At 40.4% G+C, this 21,361-nt stretch carries 13 protein-coding genes; 9 read left to right on the forward strand and 4 right to left on the reverse strand.

Annotation, left to right across the window (positions count from 1 at the left end; translation table 11 throughout):
- Nucleotides 1-16: 16 nt before the first annotated feature.
- Genes LVD17_RS10650 through LVD17_RS10660 form a run of 3 tightly spaced genes read left to right on the forward strand, consistent with a single transcriptional unit; the run spans nucleotide 17 to nucleotide 6,458 of the window.
- Complete coding sequence (locus LVD17_RS10650) at nucleotides 17-2,479, forward strand: efflux RND transporter permease subunit (RefSeq protein ID WP_306416001.1); 2,463 nt, start codon at nucleotides 17-19, stop codon at nucleotides 2,477-2,479.
- Between the two features lie 20 nt (nucleotides 2,480-2,499).
- The gene (gene ileS, locus LVD17_RS10655) at nucleotides 2,500-5,799 is read left to right on the forward strand and encodes an isoleucine--tRNA ligase (RefSeq protein WP_233766647.1); all 3,300 of its coding nucleotides are present in this window, start codon (nucleotides 2,500-2,502) and stop codon (nucleotides 5,797-5,799) included.
- The gene (locus LVD17_RS10660) at nucleotides 5,799-6,458 is read left to right on the forward strand and encodes a lipoprotein signal peptidase (RefSeq protein WP_233766648.1); all 660 of its coding nucleotides are present in this window, start codon (nucleotides 5,799-5,801) and stop codon (nucleotides 6,456-6,458) included. The genes ileS and LVD17_RS10660 overlap by 1 nt, the downstream gene beginning before the upstream one ends.
- Here the strand turns inward: LVD17_RS10660 and LVD17_RS10665 are convergent.
- Both LVD17_RS10665 and pnuC read right to left on the reverse strand, forming a co-directional pair.
- Complete coding sequence (locus LVD17_RS10665) at nucleotides 6,445-7,017, reverse strand: AAA family ATPase (protein WP_233766649.1); 573 nt, start codon at nucleotides 7,015-7,017, stop codon at nucleotides 6,445-6,447. The two genes, LVD17_RS10660 and LVD17_RS10665, sit on opposite strands and share 14 nt — an antisense overlap.
- Nucleotides 6,981-7,637, reverse strand: coding sequence for a nicotinamide riboside transporter PnuC (gene pnuC, locus LVD17_RS10670; protein ID WP_233766650.1), 657 nt, complete (start codon nucleotides 7,635-7,637; stop codon nucleotides 6,981-6,983). Before pnuC ends, LVD17_RS10665 begins: the two co-directional genes overlap by 37 nt.
- A gap of 81 nt (nucleotides 7,638-7,718) precedes the next feature.
- Between pnuC and LVD17_RS10675 the strand changes: the two genes are divergently transcribed.
- Nucleotides 7,719-9,113: a flavin monoamine oxidase family protein gene (locus tag LVD17_RS10675; RefSeq protein WP_233766651.1), complete on the forward strand. Its 1,395-nt coding sequence runs from the start codon at nucleotides 7,719-7,721 to the stop codon at nucleotides 9,111-9,113.
- Between the two features lie 35 nt (nucleotides 9,114-9,148).
- Entirely contained in the window at nucleotides 9,149-9,895 is a 747-nt protein-coding gene (locus LVD17_RS10680) for a toxin-antitoxin system YwqK family antitoxin (RefSeq protein ID WP_233766653.1), read from the forward strand.
- A 7-nt stretch (nucleotides 9,896-9,902) separates the two neighbouring features.
- Here LVD17_RS10680 and LVD17_RS10685 read toward each other — a convergent pair whose 3' ends face one another.
- Entirely contained in the window at nucleotides 9,903-11,450 is a 1,548-nt protein-coding gene (locus LVD17_RS10685; protein WP_233766655.1) for a tetratricopeptide repeat protein, read from the reverse strand.
- 229 nt (nucleotides 11,451-11,679) lie between these two features.
- Nucleotides 11,680-12,354, reverse strand: a complete 675-nt coding sequence (locus LVD17_RS10690) for a septal ring lytic transglycosylase RlpA family protein (RefSeq protein WP_233766656.1) — start codon at nucleotides 12,352-12,354, stop codon at nucleotides 11,680-11,682.
- A gap of 140 nt (nucleotides 12,355-12,494) precedes the next feature.
- On the opposite strand from LVD17_RS10690, the gene guaB reads away from it, so the two are divergent.
- The 4 genes from guaB (at nucleotide 12,495) to LVD17_RS10710 (ending at nucleotide 21,289) form a co-directional block, all read left to right on the forward strand.
- The gene (gene guaB, locus LVD17_RS10695) at nucleotides 12,495-13,964 is read left to right on the forward strand and encodes an IMP dehydrogenase (RefSeq protein WP_233766658.1); all 1,470 of its coding nucleotides are present in this window, start codon (nucleotides 12,495-12,497) and stop codon (nucleotides 13,962-13,964) included.
- Between the two features lie 180 nt (nucleotides 13,965-14,144).
- On the forward strand, nucleotides 14,145-16,718 hold the full coding sequence (locus LVD17_RS10700; RefSeq protein ID WP_233766660.1) for a T9SS type A sorting domain-containing protein: 2,574 nt from the start codon (nucleotides 14,145-14,147) through the stop codon (nucleotides 16,716-16,718).
- Between the two features lie 96 nt (nucleotides 16,719-16,814).
- Nucleotides 16,815-18,413, forward strand: coding sequence for an apolipoprotein N-acyltransferase (gene lnt / locus LVD17_RS10705; RefSeq protein ID WP_233766661.1), 1,599 nt, complete (start codon nucleotides 16,815-16,817; stop codon nucleotides 18,411-18,413).
- Between the two features lie 815 nt (nucleotides 18,414-19,228).
- Nucleotides 19,229-21,289 (forward strand): T9SS type A sorting domain-containing protein, encoded by a 2,061-nt coding sequence (locus LVD17_RS10710; protein ID WP_233766662.1) that lies wholly within the window; start codon nucleotides 19,229-19,231, stop codon nucleotides 21,287-21,289.
- The last annotated feature ends 72 nt before the right edge of the window (nucleotides 21,290-21,361 follow it).

Here is a 21,361-nt window from a genome sequence, read left to right on the forward strand (position 1 = left end):
CCTAAAATGATTACCTTTGTGGTCTTATTTCGACATGTGGACTAAACTTGCTCATATAATCATAAAATTCAGATTGCTGCTGGTGCTATTGCTGGTGGCAATTACAGCGTTTATGGGGTATCATGCCCAAAATGCAGAGATGAGTTACGATTTCGCCAAAACTGTACCGTCAGATGATCCTGATATGGTGATTTTTCAGCAGTTCAAGCAGCAATTCGGTGAAGACGGTAATTTGGTAGCTCTTGGAATTAAAGATAGCAGTGTATATACCCCTGAAAACTTTGAAAAACTAAGGGAGCTGAGCCTGGTGATAGCAGATCTCGAAGGGGTGAATGATGTGCTCTCGTTGCCTCTTGTACAGCGACTGGAGAAGGATACCGCAGAGCGTAAATTTGTGCTTAAGCAAATATTTCAGGGGCCGGCGGAAAGCAAGGCAGCTTTTGACAGCCTGCTGCAGGTAGCCTTTGATCAGAGATTTTATAGTGGCCGACTCATCAACGAGGAGAATGGAGCTACCCTTGTACTGGTCTCTATCAACAGAGAAGTAGTTAACTCCCCGAAACGATTGGAACTAACCCAGAAAATAGTTGATGCAGGAACTGCTTTTGAAAGTGATACAGATATACAACTCCACTATGCAGGTTTACCTTTTGTCCGGTCGGTAGTGGCGGGGAAAGTGCGTAACGAAATGCAGATATTTCTTTTTCTGTCAATAGCAGTTACCGCGTTGATACTATTTCTTTTCTTTAGAACCTGGGATGCTGTGGTATTCCCAATCACGGTCATTGCTGTTGTGGTAGTGTGGGTTCTGGGTTCACTCGCGCTGTTTGATTATAAAATAACCCTTTTAACCGGGCTGATACCTCCGGTTATCGTAGTTATAGGTATCCCCAATGCTGTTTATTTGTTAAACAAGTACCATCAGGAGTTTGAGAAGCACGGTAATAAGATCATGGCCGTAAGCAGAGTGGTACGTAAAATCGGCCTTGTAACCCTGATAACTAATTTTACAACAGCCATTGGCTTTTTAGTACTGGCTTCCACTGACATTGTTATACTTAAGGAGTTTGGAATTGTAGCCGGACTGAATATCATGGCTACTTTTCTGGTAAGTATAATTTTAATTCCTGCGGTTTTTTCATGGTTACCACCACCAGGAGGCAAACAACTTAAACATTTGAAGTTTAAGAGCCTTGATTTCGCACTTACAAAAATGGATTTACTCATCCACAGGCACAGGAGTTACATTTATGGTGTGACCCTGATTTTGGTTGTGGTATCAGTGTTAGGCGCTTTAAAGATCCAGGCGATATCATATATGGTAGATGACTTGCCAGCGGATAGTGAAATTAAGCGCGATCTGGCCTTTTTTGAAGAGAACTTTAGTGGCATTATGCCTCTTGAGATAGTAGTGGATACGCATGAACGCAGAGGTGTCATAGACGTCCGGACATTAAGAAAGATAGACGAGTTTGAGGCTTTTTTGGAGTCAAATCGTGACATATCCAAGCCTGTTTCTATTGTAAGCTTTGTCAAAGCCTCCAAGCAAGCCTATTATAATAATAATCCGGCGAGGTATAGCCTTCCGGACCGAAGAGAAAGCAACTTTATTTTGCCATATATGAAAGGGCAGAATGATAGTACGGGCCTCTTCAATTCATTTGTGGACTCTACATTACAAAAGATGAGAATCTCCATGCAAGTGGCTGATATAGGTTCGCATAAAATGGATTCTCTGATCAATGATGTTATTCAGCCGGAGGTAGATTCTGTATTTGCCGGAACAGAACTTACTGTAGATATTACGGGCACTTCGCCATTGTTTATTAAAGGGAATAAATTCCTGATTAAAAATCTGAGAATGAGTTTGATCCTGGCCTTTGTTCTCATTTCAATAATTATGGGCTTCCTTTTTGCCAATGTGAGAATGATACTGATCTCTATCATCCCCAATATAATTCCACTGGTAATTACTGCAGGAATTATGGGGTTTGCGGGTATCCCACTTAAGCCGAGTACAGCACTCATATTCAGCATTGTATTTGGTATATCGGTTGATGACTCCATACACTTTCTGGCAAAATACAGACAGGAGTTATTTGCCAATAAATTTTTTGTGCCCGTGGCTGTGAGCAAAAGTGTGAGGGAAACGGGAGCGAGTATGATGTATACCTCTATCATCCTGTTTGCAGGCTTTGTGATTTTTGCAGGATCAAGCTTTGGTGGTACCGTTGCATTAGGAATTTTGACATCCGTAACTTTGTTAATAGCGATGTTCACCAATTTAATATTATTACCATCCCTGCTCATGACCTTTGATGATGGTAAACGCAGAAAAGATTCGCACCCGTTAATAGAACAGTATGATGACGGCTTTTATCAGGAAGACGAGGACGAAGAAATTAACCTTGACCTGATCAGAGTTGAAGGGGATGGATCAGTTGAGAAAAGCGATATTTCTGACAAAATTAATTCATAAATACATAAAGGAGATTAAAGGTGAAATACAAAGAGTATAAAGGGCTCAATTACGCCGAGGTAGCCGATAGAATACTGGAATATTGGAAGGAAAACAAGATATTCGAAAAATCAGTAGACAGTCGCGAGGGGCAGGAAACTTTCACGTTTTATGAAGGGCCGCCATCAGCAAATGGTACTCCGGGTATTCACCATGTGATGGCCAGGGCGGTAAAAGATATATTTTGTCGCTATAAAACCTTAAAAGGCTTTCAGGTAAAGCGTAAAGGTGGCTGGGATACCCATGGCCTGCCCGTAGAACTACAGGTAGAAAAGGAGCTGGGGATCACCAAAGAAGATATAGGAAAAAAGATCTCCGTTGAAGAATACAATCAGAAGTGTCGGGAAACGGTAATGAAATATAAGGATGAGTGGGATGACCTGACCCAGAAAATGGGTTATTGGGTCGACCTGGACAATCCCTATGTGACGTTCGACCGTGATTATATGGAGACTTTGTGGCACCTCCTTAAAAAACTCTATGACAAAGGCCTGTTGTACAAAGGTTACACTATTCAACCTTATTCGCCTGCTGCTGGTACAGGATTAAGTTCTCATGAATTGAACCAGCCAGGTACATATCGTGATGTAAAAGATACTACAGTAACTGCACAGTTTAAACTTAAAAATGAAGACAACACATTCCTGCTGGCCTGGACAACTACTCCATGGACATTGGCAGGTAACAGTGCTTTGGCAGTAGGTGAGAAGATCGATTATGTCAAAGTGAAAACCTATAACCCATATACTTTTGAGGAAATTAAGGTGATCCTCGCTAAAGACAGAATGGGTGAATACTTTAATGCCAAGGCAAAAGATATAACATTTGAAGATTTTAAGGAGGGTGATAAGCTCATCCCATACGAGATTGTAGCAGAACATAAGGGAAGTGATCTGATAGGGATTGAATATGAGCAATTACTTCCTTATGTGGCCGCTGACGGACCTGCGTTTAGGGTAATACCCGGTGACTATGTAAGTACAGAAGATGGTACAGGCATAGTGCATATCTCACCAACCTTTGGTGCTGATGACCAACGTGTGGCAAAGCAGGCAGGCATTGGAGCAATACTAGTAAAGGATGAAGAGGGTAATCCTATGCCAATTGTGGATAAGCAAGGTCGCTACGTAAAGGAGATTACGGACTTTGCTGGTATGTACGTCAAAAACGAGTACTATAAAGATGGGGAAGCACCTGAAAAATCACTTGATGTACAGATAGCCATTAAGCTAAAAGAAGAGAACAGGGCGTTTAAAGTAGAGAAATACGAGCACTCATACCCACATTGCTGGAGAACGGATAAGCCTGTTCTATACTATCCTTTGGATTCGTGGTTTATTAAAACCACGGCTATGAAAGATAAACTGGTAGAGCTGAACAAGACCATAAACTGGAAGCCCGAGTCTACGGGCACTGGCCGTTTTGGAAACTGGCTTGAAAACCTGGTGGACTGGAACCTCTCAAGATCAAGGTTCTGGGGTACACCTTTACCTATATGGGTGTCTGAGGACAGGGCAGAAGAAAAATGCATTGGCTCTATGGAGGAGCTAAAAGCAGAGGTTGAAAAGTCAATCAAAGCAGGGTTCATGTCAGAATCAATAGGGGATGACTTTGATCTTCACAGACCATATGTAGATAATGTGGTGCTGGTTAGTGATAGCGGACAAAAAATGTTCAGGGAGCCGGATCTTATTGATGTATGGTTTGATTCGGGAGCTATGCCTTATGCACAGTGGCATTACCCATTTGAGAATAAAGATGTTTTCAATGCAAACTTCCCTGCAGATTTTATTGCCGAAGGTGTTGATCAAACACGAGGCTGGTTCTTTACATTGCACGCCATTGCAGTGATGCTGTATGATAACGTGGCATTTAAAAATGTAATAGCCAACGGTCTGGTATTAGATAAAAATGGAAACAAAATGTCCAAACGGTTGGGTAATGCCATAGATCCGTTCAAGACGCTTGCTGAACATGGGCCAGATGCCACAAGATGGTATATGATCTCTAACGCCAATCCTTGGGACAATCTCAAATTTAATATGGATGGGGTGGTAGAAGTGCAGAGAAGGTTTTTTGGAACATTGCATAACACTTACTCATTTTTTGCCCTTTATGCTAACCTCGATGGCTTTAATTATGAAGAAGGAGATGTAGACGCTAGTGAAAGGACCGAAAGTGACAGATGGATACTATCGAAATTAAATAGTCTGATAGCCAAGGTTGATGCTGCTTATGCGGATTATGAACCTACCAAAGCTGCCCGGTTGATCCAGGATTTTACCATCGACGATCTGAGTAACTGGTACGTAAGGTTAAACAGAAAGCGTTTCTGGAGAGGAGAATACAATAATGATAAAAAGGCAGCTTATCAAACATTGTACACGTGCCTTTTGACTATCGCAAAACTTGGTGCACCTATAGCACCGTTTTACATGGATCAGCTTTATCAGGACCTCAATGCAGTTACCGGACTTGAATCAACCGAGTCGGTTCATCTTGCCGATTTTCCTGCTATGGATCAGGCTGTGGTGGACATTGACCTTGAACAAAGAATGTCGCTTGCGCAGAATGTATCTTCATTGGTACATTCTTTAAGGAAGAAGCATAAGATAAAAGTACGCCAGCCGCTGTCAAAAATATTGCTTCCTGTAATAAATGATCAGTTTAAAAGACAAGTAAGTGCAGTAGAAGACTTAATTCTCTCAGAGGTGAACATTAAGGAAATAGAATTTGTTGACGACGAATCCGGCGTGCTGGTTAAAAATATAAAGCCTAATTTCAGAAAACTTGGTCAGGAGCATGGTCCTAAAATGAAGGAAATTGCTGCTAAGATCAATCAGCTTCCGGCAGATGATATTGTAATATTGGAAAACAAAAATCTGTTAAAACTTCAGTTGAACGACAGCACCGTTGAATTAACACTGGAGGATGTGGAGATCAACTATCAGGATATTCCCGGTTGGTCGGTAGCATCGGAAGGAAGGCTCACTGTAGCCCTGGATATTACTATTTCCGATGATTTGCGTAAGGAAGGTATAGCTCGTGATCTTGTGAACAGGGTACAAAATATGCGTAAGGATATGGGGCTGGAAGTGCAGGATAAAATAAAGATCAATATTGAAAAAAATACGGACCTGGTCAACTCAGCATTGGAGGCGAATAGAGAATATATTTGTAATGAAACCCAGGCCTTATCTTTGGATATACTTGATAAGCTGAGCGACGGAAATGAATTGGAGATGGATGAGCACAAGCTCAGAGTAAAAATTGAAGCATAATGAAGCTATATAAATATTATTTGCTGGCCCTGGGTGTTATTGTCCTCGATCAGGTAGTGAAGTTACTTGTTCATTTCAATATGGAAATGGGTACCATGGGTGAGATAGATGTTTTCGGAGAATGGTTTAAGCTTCATTATTTGCTTAATCCGGGTATGGCCTTTGGCCTTAAATCGAGCCATGAGTATGGAAAGCTCCTCTTAACTTTGTTCAGATTAGGGGCCATGGTGGGAATAGGCTACTATATTTTTTACCTGTATAAAAAGAAGGCAAAGTCCGGATTGCTGTGGTGCATGGGACTGATTCTGGGAGGAGCAGTCGGAAATGTAATAGACAGTACTTTTTATGGAGTTTGGCTTGATAATGCGCCTGAAGGATCTCCGACACCGTGGTTTCATGGTCAGGTGATTGATATGCTTTTCTTTCCGCTATTTGATGGATATTACCCTGATTGGTTTCCATTGGTAGGTGGAGACTACTTCCTGTTCTTCAGCCCGGTGTTTAATATTGCAGACTCATCTATTTTTATAGGTGTTGTACTGATCCTTATCCTTCAAAAGAAGTTTTTTAAGGATAAGGATAACGAAAACACCATTACCGATTCTCCTCAGGAGGGGGATCATTCGGATAAAGAGAGCAAAGAGGTTATTGTTTCTTAATACAGCCTGCCGGAGGGGTAAGGATGTTATCTATGGCTTTAATCGCCATTTGCTTTCTTTCAGGCCATTCACCTTTAATTTCTACAAATGGAACCTTAAGTTCCTGAAGCGTGCTCTTGAAAAGATCATAGAAATAGCTTCTAAGGTGAGGATTTTCCCTCTGACGATCCTCCTCCCAGGGAAGGTCGATATATGTTAAAAGGTAGAGGTCATACCGGCGGGTCTCTATTGCATGTAGTATTTCCTGATGGCAGAAACCGTATTTGAATTCTGACCATATTTTAATAACGATAAGATCAGTATCACAAATGAGCAGGTCTTTGGCTTTAAGTACTAATCGGTCTTCATTTGCCAATTGGCCCTGAGCAATTGCAAGCAGGTCATCGGCCTCATATGGGCGATTCAGGTCATCGATATACCGTCTGGCATACTCCTTTACCCAGCAGGTGCTATAGTGCTCAGCCAGTTTTGAAGATAACGTTGACTTACCCGTACATTCGGGTCCAATTACCACTACCTTTTTTACAGACTTGTCTGTACTCTCATCGTCTTTCTCCATGCCAGATATCCTGAAACCGCTAAACCTATATATACCAAATACAATATTGAATAAAAATGTATGCCTTTATAATAATAAACACCTGTAGCCAATACATCAACCACAAACCAAAAATGCCAGTTTTCAATCTTCTTTCTTGCGGTAAGCCACATACCAGCCAAGCTCAGCATAGTGGTAGCACTATCCCAGTATGGAAGTGAGGCATCCGTGAAACTTTCCAGAAGAAAACCCATAAGAAAGATACCCATAGCTGAAATAAGTATCAACGCAGTCAATACACCTGAAGAGGCATGTGTGACAGGCACTTCCTTAGCTTGGGATTGATCCGGAGCAGCATCTAAAGGGGATTCACGGTCAGGTGATTTTTTTCCTCTGACCCAATACCACCAACCATAAATGTTAAGCACTAAAAAGAAGATATGCAGTGCGAAATCAGCATAGAGTTTTTCTCTCCAGAATACTACAAGCGACACCAGCACATAAATTATTCCGGATGGCCACGTGAGTATATTTTCTTTGATCAGGAATATTACAGCCAGCAAACCAAAGATCAACCCCGTTGCTTCGTAGGGATCCATTGAAGTGATGTATTCTATGGTTTGCTGCAGTATACTTTCCATAATAGCGGAAGCGGCAAATATATCTTTTTTATTTATTATTTTAGCAGCAGTCTGACTGGCAATAATTTTAACCTGATTGATGTGAATAGAAGAAAAGCTATCAGAGGCATAGGAATAGGTGCTTCAGCCGGTTTGTTTTTGCCCTCGTTCCTTACCTCATGTAAAGATGACGAAGACCCTAAGCCTGCCATTAACTATGATGGTACGGTGATAGTGATAGGTGCCGGGGCAGCCGGGCTCTATACGGCGGATTTACTCGTAAGCCAGGGAATTGATGTAGTTATACTTGAAGCGGGAGACAGAATTGGCGGAAGGGTCAAGTCAGTCAGGTCATTTGCGGATTTCCCTGTAGAGCTTGGTGCGGACGTTTTAAGGAGTCAGGACTCTCTTTTTCTTCAACGTATACAAGATTTAAATTTAAATACGGTTCAGGTGGGTACAGGCCGGGAGAATATCTTTTTCTTCAATGGTCAGACAGTGCCAGCCTCTGACTTGCAAAACCACACGGACTTTGTGGCAGCTCAGAATTTTGTCAATAATATACCAGCCTATAGCGGAGATGACAAAACAATTCTCCAGGCAGCTCAGGATGCAGGGCTCGATTCATCTGTTTATAGATTCATTGAAGGCCAGGTAGCAGACCCGATTGGATCAGATATAGGTAAGGTTGGTATCAATGGAGTCAAAAGCTCACTCAATTTACCTACAAATGGTAAGTCGATAGCTCTGGCTAATAATCCCATAGAGGACATATTCTTTTCTGTTTTTAACCACCTGATTGAACGCGTTCAGTTAAATACTAATGTTACATCAATTGATTATAGTGGTGAAGAGGTTACCGTACAAACAAATAACGGTAGCTTTTCGGGAAGTAAAGTTGTAATGACAGTACCCGTTTCCATTTTGAAAAGCGAAAGGATATCTTTTGTGCCGTCGTTACCGGATTCAAAAGCAGAGGCTCTGAGCCGAATTGGTATGGATGCAGCCATCAAGATATTCATCAAGTTCAATAAAAACTTCTGGGGACAAAACACATTAATGATATACGGAGGGGATCTGGTGCCGGTATATACCAGCATAGGTCAGGAGCTTAGTGTAAGTAACCGGACACTGATGATAGAGGCATTCGGTCAGGATGCCGATGCATTGAGGGTGTTGAATGATGAGGATTTGAAATCAGCTATTCTGAATGATCTGGATAATTTATTTGAAGGAAAGGCAAGTTTGAACAATGATATCAGTGAATTGATAAAAATGGACTGGACCAGTGATGAAAATATTCAAGGAGGGTATTCTTACCCCCTTATCGGAGGTTCGGATGAGGACCGGATAACTTTGGCGCAAGACATAAACGCCAGGGTGTATTTTGCCGGAGAAGCTACAAGTGTGAAATACGGTACACTGGATGGAGCATTCGACTCCGGTGCAGTTACAGCTCAAAGTATTATAACCCATATTCAGGAAGAGCAATCGTAATAAGAATACAGGCATAAACTTTGAATTTTATAAACATGAACAAATCAATCTATTTATTCTTTTTTATTCTTTTGTTGAGTGCAGCAGCCTGTGATCAGCAGGGAAAAGAAACTAAAAGTGGGAAAAAGAAAAAGGAGGGATTGGTGCAACAATATCGTGCAGATGGTTCTTTGAAAACGGAGATAAACTTTAAGAGAGGCAAGAAGAACGGGCTGGCAAAAAGCTACTACAAAAATGGCAAGTTACGCCAGCAGATTACATATGTAAATAATATAAAACATGGAGATGTTACTACCTACTACGAAAATGGGAAACCTTATCAGGTTACACCATACAACAATGGTAAGATCCATGGTATTCGCAAAAAGTATCGTATGGATGGGAGACTGGCCGCTGAAGTACCTTATAATAAAGGTGTGGTTTGTAAAGGGCTAAAGGAATACCTGCTAAACGGAGATGTTAAAAAGAATTATCCTAAAATAGTGGTTACGGAAATTAATAACCTGATCAAATCCAATGAATTTATACTTAGGATTTCCATTTCAGATAACTCCAGAAAAGTAACATACTATCTGGGTGATCTGGATAGTAATGGATGTATTATGGAAGGAACTATGAAAGTTGAACCACAGAGACCCGGAGTACTTGACCTTAAGTACAATATTGGTCCGGGTATGTTTACAATGGATAAACTTAACATCATTGCTGTAGTTGAGACTAAACTCGGTAATCCCTTTGTGCTGGAGAAGAAGTATAATCTTGCTATAGAAAACAGGGGATAATCGGCTCCTACTTAATCATTTTTTGCCTCATAAGCAGCTCATAATTGCCAGGAGCATATTCAAGGCCTTTGGATATAAGGCCAACTGCTTTGGCTGTATAACCTTTTCTGAAATAATAGATGGCAGCTAGTGAGTAAACCCGGCCAATATTCGTTGCATCAATATTGAGCTCAGGTGAATAATTCTCTTCAAATAAAGACCTGTATTTTGACGCTTCGTTGATTTTCTGCAAATCATAAGACTGGCCACACTGTATGAGATAAGAGCTTACCAGCATACTCTTAAATACATTATTGCTCATAAGTTGAGGGTGCATTTGACCATAGCTTTCGAGTCTTTCAATAATCAGGCTGTTATTACTTTCAAACCTCAGGCTCTGAGCAATCGTAGATACCATAGCGTTGTTTATTTCAAGGTTTTCCGGCTTTAACTCATAAGCCTGATTAAAAAAAGCAAGAGCTTCGTTATATTTTCCCTGATTATAGAGTATCCGTCCCCTTTCATAGTTATAAAGATAACCAATAGCGTGTTTCAATTCTTTATCATGTAATAAGGATGCCAGGTGCTTATAATATTTTTCGTATGTGATAGCATCCCCTTTATTGATCAGGTAGATATTATTGATTCGGCTGAACTCGCCCAATATCATATCATACGAAATACCATAATCGCTATACCTGGCCAGTTTAGCAAGATTTGTTACGTCCTTAGGATTACTGTAATCGGACTTCTGAACTACATCGATATTCACGGCGGTCAGTAGTGTAACCACCCTGTTGGCTGGATAAAAGAAATAGGCCTTTTCGAGTAGTTGGAAAGCCTTTTCGTAATCTTCTTGTTCGAGAGCATATAAAGCATGATTAGTATATTGTATTCCAACTAGTTCTTTTAAGGTAATATCCGGATCAGAAAAGTAATATTCGTCAAAAAGCTGAGTTACTGACTTGTTTTTGGCCTCTTCAGCACTTATAAGCTTGGCTTGGGTCATTTGTTTTACAAATGCTTCCTTATATCGGTCACTTGAGACAATAAAGCCTCCGTCAGGATCGGTGGATTCCACCAATATTTTTTCAGATCCGGGGTAAGCAACAAGGTATACATGCGTCGGCTTTTCTTTTATAATGTACGGAACATCAAGCTCAGAGAAGACAATACCATACAGAGCAGAAGCGGAGACACAATTATAATAGCCCTTGGAAAAAATACTGCTAAAGTCATTTTGAATTTCATACTTGGTCAAAAACAGCTCATGTACATCTTCATACAAAGCCTTGATCTTTTTATCTGCTCTCTTTTTGTTCAGTTTATCAAGATCAATATTATTGATCTTTGACTTATAGATAGTATGATATTGTTCAAAAGTACTATTTGTCATATCCGGATTGGCAGCCAAAAACAAAGCAAGATAGTTTCGTTTGCCCTGGTTGAAATATTCCTTAAATGCAAGAGCCTCAAAATCAGAGCTAAAACTTATGTCATTAAAATATACCAGGGAATCCTGACTAACAGCGGGTGTAGCTATTGTGAACAGCAAAAAATAAAATAACTTCTTCATCTCTTTTGTACTCAACCTAAATAAGCTAATTAAAGTTTAATATTAAAATCCAGGACAGAGGTTTTATTATTTTGGAAAGAAAGTTGGATTAGGGCCTGGTTGGGGCGATACAAAAGAAACCCTATGGACAGATAATTCATATCAGGCTTTCTTGTAAGTATTCAGGCCGTTATCACACTTTCTTAAATACATGACAGAAGCTCCTGGCTTATGTTAAACCTGCATCCAGTTAGAATAATGAATAATCAATAATAAAACTGCCAGGATGTCTTTTTTGAACTTTCTTCTTAAATGCTTCAGCTTCGTCCCTCTTATGGAAATGGCCTATTATCAACGAGTATATTTTTGCGCCATCTACCATTCTTTGTTTTATGGTTACCTCCCTGGCATATGCAGGTTTCAGATTTGTTGCAGTATTCATGAGGTTTTCCATATCTCTATAACTGCCAATTTGAACTCCAAACCCACTTCTTTCGACAGTATCCATCTTCAGACCATAGTATTTGACATTTTCAGGTAGACTTACAACATCTGGCTCTATGTTTTCAACTTTAGCATCTTCTACACTTACAATCTCTATTTTGACATCTGCAGTACCCTGACGGATAAAATTAAGTTTCTGAGCAGCAGATTTTGAAAGGTCAATCACCCTGCCTTTAACAAAGGGGCCGCGGTCATTTATGCGAACTGTTACAGACTTATTATTGTCAAGATTCGTAACTTTTACACTGGTGCCAAATGGGAGTGTGCGATGTGCAGCAGTAAGCTTGGTGTGCCTGTACTTTTCTCCGCTTGCAGTAGAGCGACCTTCAAATTTGTCAGCATAAAAAGATGCCTTTCCGTGTTCTTCCTGAGCATATAGGAAAGATTGTAGGCAAAAAATAAAAAGTAAAACTAACCTCATGCGATAAAAAATTTGTGTTAAACTAGAAGCATTTATCGAGATGCACAATTTCAGGGCTAAATTTATTCTAATAGTTTCGTTTTTTATATTAGTGAATCTCCGTAGTTTTGTCCGGCAAATAACATAAACGCTTATTTGCTATGTCCCTAGACAATTCCAAATTTATTTTTGAGGCACTTACTTATGATGACGTGCTTCTTCAGCCAGGTTATTCTGAAGTACTTCCAAGAGATACCGACACTTCTACATACTTAACCAAAAATATTCGATTAAATATACCCTTGGTATCCGCAGCAATGGATACAGTAACGGAAGCAGAGCTGGCCATAGCCATGGCCCTGGAAGGCGGCCTTGGGTTTATTCATAAGAATATGTCTAAGGAGGCTCAGGCTCAGCAGGTTAGAAAAGTTAAGAGATCACAGAGCGGTATGATACTGGATCCTATTACACTTAATATCAACTCCAATGTTCAGGATGCAGAACATATAATGCGAGAGTATAAAATCGGAGGTATCCCGGTGATAGATGAAAACAAAAGGCTTATCGGAATTATCACTAACCGCGATCTGAGGTTTCATAAGAATATGAGTACTCCTGTGAGCGAGATCATGACCAAAAATGATCTTATCACTGCAGAAGAAAATATAGGACTTGAAAAAGCCGAAGATATACTTCAGAAACATAAAATTGAAAAACTGCCAATAGTTAATAAGGATGGAATCCTGACAGGTTTAATTACTTATAAGGATATTTTGAAAAAGAGAAACAAACCAAATGCCTGTAAGGATGAATACGGCAGGTTGCGGGTAGGTGCAGCTGTTGGGGTAACGCCTGATATTCTTGAAAGAATTGAAGGGTTGAAAGTAGCAGGTGTCGATGTAATTAGTATAGATACTGCTCATGGCCACTCCAAAGGTGTGATAGATGCATGCAAAAAGGTAAAGAATGCATATCCTGAACTCGATCTGATAGTGGGTAATATAGCAACAGGAGAGGCAGCTAAAGCTTTGGTGAAAGCAGGGGCAGATGCAATAAAAGTAGGTGTGGGTCCAGGTAGTATATGCACTACAAGAATAATAGCAGGAGTAGGGGTACCACAACTTTCTGCGGTTTACGAATCGTCTAAAGCTATAAAGGGAAGTGGCATACCAGTGATTGCAGATGGAGGTATTCGTTTTTCAGGAGATGTAGTAAAAGCCCTGGCAGGTGGTGCTAGCAGCGTAATGATTGGCTCGTTACTGGCAGGTACTGAAGAGGCTCCGGGAGAAGTTATCATTTATGAAGGAAGGAAATTCAAGTCATACCGGGGAATGGGCTCAGTTGAAGCTATGGAAGAAGGCTCAAAAGACCGGTACTTCCAGGATGCAGAAGATGACATTAAGAAACTAGTCCCGGAAGGTATTGTTGGCCGTGTTCCTTATAAAGGTCTGGTATCAGAAGTACTTTATCAACTTATAGGCGGACTGAAAGCGGGCATGGGCTACTGTGGTACCGCTACAATCAATAAACTTCAGGATGCTAAATTTGTAAAAATTACTGCTGCCGGGGTACAGGAGAGCCACCCCCATGACATATTTATTACCCGCGAAGCTCCTAACTATAGCAGATAATTTTTGCTGCTTCTTTGCGGTAAATAGCTTAAAATTTCATATATTTCGTAGATATACCCTCGTCAAAGCAAAGGAAAAATTCTTTGCTTTGACCGTTTGGTAATACTGTAAAGGAGTTACCAAATGATTGGTTTTTGTATTTAACTAATAGTCAACCTTTTATCTACATATCCCCATAAAATGAAATTTTTTGAGAAAAATCGTACCGTAAAACACGGGATCAGATCCGCTAACTTTAGCGTAGTGTTTTGTTTTTCTTTAATTGCAGGTTTTGCACCTGCCTTAGTTCTGGCTCAGGATTATTATATTGAGAGATTTAATACGCAACCCAATGGAGCCACAAGTGATAGTGATGACTCCCCCTGGACTACGATTCAAGGCTCTTCCGGCTCTTTGGCTGTTGATGCCGATTTTCAGGATTTAACAGCTTTTTCCGTGGGTACCGAGGCCGTCTGGTCTACCGGACAATTTACCATTCTGGGAAGTACTTCAATCTCAGTCGATGCGCTCGAGTATAGCGATTCCGAATCAAGTGATTATGTAAGAGTATATTATAGATTAGATGGAGGCCCTGAAACAATATTCGGAAACTTCAGTGGCAATTTTGCAAGCGCTACTGCTACTACCACAGTATCGGGCAGCAGTCTGGAAATTGTGGTGAGATTTCTAAATAATAATGAATATCATACAATCGATAATGTAGTTGTACAGGCTGCGACTTCTACTCCCTTATATTCGGTCGCTAGTGGTGATTGGGATGATGGTTCTGCCTGGTCAGGAGTTGGTTATGGAGGAGCATCATGCGGTTGTGTACCTAACGAAACCGCCCGGGTAAATATAGGCGGAGGTATGATCATTGATCTTGGTCAGGATGCATCCGTCAATGATGTGACCATCGACAATACCGGAACACTACGGTTTACTGATGATAATATAGAGCTAAATATGATGTCTGACGGAATCTTCACGGTTAATAGCGGAGGTGTTTTTGATGAAAATGGTCAAAGTGCCGCAGACCTTGATTTTGAGGGGGGATCTGGCACTAGTCAGCTGGTGATAAATAGTGGAGGTACTTTTGATATTGACAGGGTTTATATGTTTGGTTCAAATGATCTGGAAATCAGTGGTGATGGAAATATAAATCTTACGACCAGTCTCAATTTTAGATCTTCAGGAACTGTAACCAACGGTCTTACGGGAACAATGACCATCGGCGACGAGATTGATTTTAATGCTAACAATGCCACATTTACTAATAATGGTACGATTTTCCTTACTAATAACTTTACACTCACAGCAGGCAACACTGGAAATTTATTTGGTAATACAGGGCGAATAGATATTGGAGGGGATATAGACCTCAACAACGGAAACCTTACCATCGACAATTCCGGAATAATTAACCAATATGGAAACTTTGTTAATATTGATACCGGCAGTGATTTTAACAATTTAGGGGGAAGCACCTGGGCCTGGTATTATGTAGGAGCCTATGATACAGATGTCAATACCATATTTTCTGCGGGGGGGCTTTTTGAATATGAAGGTTTTGGTGATCAACTTGTAATTCCGGTGCTGTATAACAACCTGACAATTGACGGATCGGGCAGTAAAGCATTACAGGCGAATACCAATGTAAGCGGAGTTCTGTATATGAATGCCGGGTACATCTCCTTAGGTAATTTCAACCTTAGCCTTGGCAATTCGGCTTCAATAAGTGGGAGCAGTAGCAGCAGTTATATACTCACTGATGGAAATGGCGCCTTGGTACAGAATAATATAGGTGCCGGAGGCAAGGCAGGAAGCATCTCCTTTCCCGTAGGATTAAATACAACCAGCTACACACCGGTTTCTATCACTAACGCAGGAACAGCAGATAATTTCAGTGTACGGATTTGTTCTGGCATTTATGAAGAAGGAGGGTGTGCTACCGGTACTGCCGCTACCGCTCAGGTGGTGGACAGAACCTGGTTTATCAGCGAATCGGTGGCCGGAGGTTCAAATGCAACCCTCACATTTCAGTGGAACTCCGGTAATGAACTCAGTGGTTTTAACAGAACGGATGTTAATATTCTACATCATAACGGATCTATTTGGGAAGCTATAGGAAATACATCCGCTTCGGGGGCTGATCCTTACAATGTATCTGTTTCAGGAGTGAACTCATTCTCTCCTTTCGGTATAGAGGGAGGTGATGGCCCGCTTCCTGTTGAGCTTACTTATTTTGACGCCCGGCTGGCTAATGACAAAGTAAAGTTGGCGTGGGAAACTGCTACCGAGCTTAATAACGACTTTTTTACTCTTGAAAAATCTTCTGACCTTAATAATTTTTACGAGATAGAAATAATACCCGGTAAGGGAACAACCAATGTGAAAAGTGAGTATTTAACATTTGATCATAGTCCTTTGGCCGGCGTTTCATACTACAGGTTAAAACAAACTGATTATGATGGTACTACGAGCTATTCACGTTTAGTAAAAGTTGATTATGAAGGTAAATCAGAAAGATCATTAAAAATTTTTCCCGTGCCTTCTGATGGTCGGAGTATAACCCTCTCCATGATGGATCTGTCGGGTGTAGAGTCAGTACCCCTCCACATAACTGATATTCAAGGAAGAACCGTTTATCAAAATATTTTAAATACTGAAAGCCCCGAAATAAAACTGGATTTTCAAAGAAAGTTATCTCGTGGTGTGTATTTGATTAAAATTAACATGCCCGAACCCGTCAGCAGGTACTTTGTGGTGGAATAAGATCAGAATTTATTTTGCAAATAATAAACCCACTTGATAAAAGTGGGTTTTGTTTTTTACATATGATATCGTTATTTGTTGAATATCCCCATATCTATGAAAAATGTTTTAAACAGTAGTATTTTCAAATGTGCTCTATCGGGTTTATTACTCATACTTGGATGGCCGCCCTTTTCATTGACTCCCCTACTTTTTATAGCATTCATCCCCTTATTTTTCGTTATAGACAAGCAAGCGTCAATTAAGAAGATTTGGGCCTATGCTTACCTGACTTTTTTCATATGGACTGTTGGTACCATGTACTGGATTGGCAATACAAGAATTGACCTTCAGGGCTTTATCATTATCGCAATTGCATGGATATTGATACCATTTTTTCAAAGTTTGCCATTTCTTGTATTTGCCTGGGCGAAAAATAAGATCGCTCAGGAGTATATCTGGTATTTGCTGCCTTTAATATGGGTTAGCTATGAATACTTGCACAGCAGCTGGCAATTGGCATTTACCTGGTTGCATCTTGGCTTTGGTCTGAGCCCGATGCCATGGTTTATTCAGTTTTATGAATATACAGGATATCTTGGGGGTTCATTAGTAATTGTATTGCTTAATGTCATGTTTTTTAATGTTATTAAAGCATATGGAAGCGTGAGTTTTAAACGCAATTTGTCAATGACCCTTGGAGTTATTACCATCCTGATACTGACAAACCTGCTCTTATACCCGCAGCCACAGGGAGGAGAAAGAAATGCCTCTATAAAAACAGCTATTGTGCAAAGCAATGCCGACCCATATGAGGTATTGGATAAAAACAGCCTAAAGCGACAAGTTGGTACCCTGCAAAGGCTGCTGCTTCCGTTAAAGGGAAAAGATGTGGACTTAGTTGTGCTTTCAGAGGGTTACCTGCGAACGTCCCCTCTTGCTCCTTTGGTATTAAACAATGTTGATGAACAACCGGCTATCAGGGAGATCAAAAAAATATCCAAGGAGATTAATGCCCCTATACTGGTTGGGTTTATCGGGTTTAAGCTTTTCGATAGTAAAGCTATTGCACCCTCATCTGCCCTGCCCACAGGTGATGGCAGGTATTTTAGTGCTTATAACGGGGCCATGCTTATAGCTCACGATAAGGCTACACAAGTACAAATGAAGAATAATCTGGTACCTTTTATGGAAAGGATACCTTATCTTGAGCAGCTATCATTTTTTGAAAAATTCAAACTCCAGCTTAACCAGGCTAAAAACAGCTACGAGAAGGATGATGAAGTGAATGTTTTTGAATATAAGCAGATGCGTATCGGAACCCTTATCTGCCTTGATGCCCTTTTTCCGGGGTATGCTACTCACTTTGTAAACAACAGCGCAAATATTATGGCTGTAATAGCTAATGACAGTTGGGCAGGAAATACTTCCGGCTATCTGCAGAATGCACAATATGCTTCTACCGTGGCTGCTTCCTTGCGTAGAGATGTGGTGCGCTGTGCAACGACTGGTAAATCAATGTTTGTGAGTAAATCGGGGTTAAAACGTAAGATTACTTCATGGGATGAAGAGGTTGTTATGATAGACGAGGTTCGTTTGCTGAATAATAATACACTATATGCTTTCGCTAAAGACTGGCTTGGGTTGATAAACACGATCCTGTTAGCAATATTTTTTCCTGTCGCTATAATGTGGCAGAAAATGCGTTCACGTTAAAATAAAACAGATCCGATTGTATCCTGAAATTAGCTGTAACCATGCTACTCAGGAATAACTCCGCCTTTCCATTTCTTGATGATGAGGACGTTTCAATATGATTGGGCGACTTCTGGTTTTTATATTCAAGGACTTCTAGGCTAAATGCCCGAATGTGCTACCTTTTTGGGCCGTCGTTTTAGCCTAATAAATCAAACCTCCCACACCGGATTTTCTACAATTTAACATTACCCTGATTATAAAGCTAACCCCTACCTTCTAAGGGTTTTCAGGGGATACCCTGAAGGGTATCAGGGATGACACCTAAGAGATTTAACTATTTGGTTATCAAAAGGTTATAATTTTACATGCGTTATAATTCTTCCTGTTTCCGGCACAGGAAGTAAACTTTGACTTTTGGTTAAAAGATCATACATCAACATCGGTTTTGACATTTGCCCGATTCAGAAACAAGCACTGATTCTTGTCTCAATATGATTTTTTTCATCCCTTTTTGGGAATAATTTGAGGTTAGATGTTCGTTAGGTGAATTTTACTGTCATATGTGTATTCAAACTTAATCCTTGTATAATCATCTGATTATCAATAATTTATATATCAATAATTGAAGAATGCCTCAGGGATTAAAATATATTTTTTGATATATGGCATAAGTGGCAAATCCTTTGAAGTATGGAAAAAGAGAGTTTGTGAAAGTGACAAAAAACAGGAAAAACATACTTAGGTGTAACAAGAGACTTAAAGATGGAAATCCAAAAAAAAGTAAATACTGATTAGATTTTTGTTACACGAACTTGCTTCAAACCCCATATATTATGAAGACTCTAGTAAAAGCAATTATCCTCCTATCGATTTTTCAACTGGCTGCGCATAGCCAGTCTTACGCATGCTGGCCTACCGGAAATGTTACCTGGACAGGTAGCACTGACTCAGACTGGAACAAGGCGTCCAATTACAGTGGTAACTGGGGAGCACTTCCTGATAATCAGGATCGGGTTATCATCAACCCTAGCAATTATACCAATGCTCCTGTTATTGGTAGTAATCCTGCCTTTTCTCCTGCATCAATTAATTTGACCAATGGTGCAAGTCTCACCGTTAACAGGTCTGTTACTGCGGCATACTTTGAGGTTGGTAGTGGTACAAACACCGTTACCATTCAAAGTAGCAGAAAGCTTACTGTTAGTGAAGATTTCTTATTAAGTTCTAATAATGGGCGTATTGTGATTACTGGAGCTGGGAACGTGGATGTGAATAATGACCTTATTTTTGAAAATAATTCTTCAAGGTTAACCAATAACTCTACAGGGAGTTTTGTCGTCAAAGGAGATATTGTACTAAGCGCTAATTCATCAAGATTGGAGAATAATGGAAGTATTTCCATAACCGGTGATTTAAAAACCGGTGGAATATTGGATTCCGGCAACCGTGTAGAAAATAATGTTGGAGCTACATTAACTATCGGGGGAGATATTAATTTTAACGGGGCCGCTAACATTGTAGATAACTACGGTATAGTCAATCAATATGGTAATTTTACTGGTATAGATTTGCTCTGCGATTTTGAGAACCGAAGCGGAGGCACCTGGAACTGGCTTTTTACGGGAGGAACCCCCGATCCTGATATGTCTGCTGTAATGTCAACCAACGGTACAGTGGTATATGCAGGAACCGGAGATCAACAGATACTACCTATAGCCTATACTAATCTCGTAATTTCTGGTTCAGGAACTAAGCAACTACAAGGTGGAACAGCTGTTACCGGCACGCTAACGCTATCAAGTGGAAAACTGGCGCTCAATAACTCTGATCTTATCATAGGGAGCTCCGCAACAATCTCCAATGCTTCTTCTTCAAGGTATATTATAACCAATGGGACAGGTAAGCTGATTCAAAATGGTATTGGGACAGGTGGTCGTACAGGTAATGTATTATTCCCAATAGGTACAAGTGCGTCAAGTTACACCCCGCTTGTGATCAACAACTCAGGTACGGCCGATAATTATTCTGTAAGATTAGCGTCAGTGGTCTACGATGGAGGTTATTCTGGTACTGCTCAAACATCTGATGTTGTAAATAAGACGTGGTATATTGATGAGGAAGTAATTGGTGGCTCTGATGTCGCACTAACCTTTCAGTGGAGTGATGCAGATCAACTCAGTGGATTTTCTCCTATAGATGTTAAAGTAATACACTACGACGGATCACAATGGGAAACTATGGCGTCAGGTGCTGCCACTGGGTCAGGGACTTACACAATGACTGCTACTAACATCTCTTCTTTTTCTCCATTCGGAATAGAAGGTGGAGCAGGTACTTTGCCAGTGGAACTGCTATACTTTAAAGGAAGCATGAATGGAGATGCGGCCATGCTGGAATGGGCTACCGCTTCTGAACTTAACAATGATTACTTCACACTTGAAAGAACAACCGATCTTGAAAACTTTGAAGTGTTGAATACGGTACAAGGTAAGGGTACAACTGAGGAGCGAAATGATTACAGATATTATGACAACAATCCGGTCAGAGGAACTGCATACTATCGGTTAAAGCAAACAGATTTTGACGGTACTTTTACATATTCCGATATCATAAAAGTAAATAATAATTCAGTTTCAGATACTGCAGAGTTAAACATGTATCCCGTTCCTAACCAGGGAGATCAACTTACACTTCGGGTTACAGGTTTGGTTTCAGAAAAGGCAGCTGCAGTTTTAGTATATAATACTCAAGGGCAGATTGTACATCAGCAACAGGCTCTTATTGAGAGCTCCGGCGAGGTAGTTTTAGATTTTCAGGAGAAGTTGCCTGTAGGAGTCTATACTGTACGTGTGAATGCTGCCAGGCCACTTACAAAGCAGTTTAGTGTGAGATAATTTTTAAAATAGCCATATTTGAGAGCCACTTTAGAACCTAAAGTGGCTTTCTTATTATACGAGATAATATAA

The organism is Fulvivirga ulvae (assembly GCF_021389975.1).
GTDB lineage: Bacteria > Bacteroidota > Bacteroidia > Cytophagales > Cyclobacteriaceae > Fulvivirga > Fulvivirga ulvae.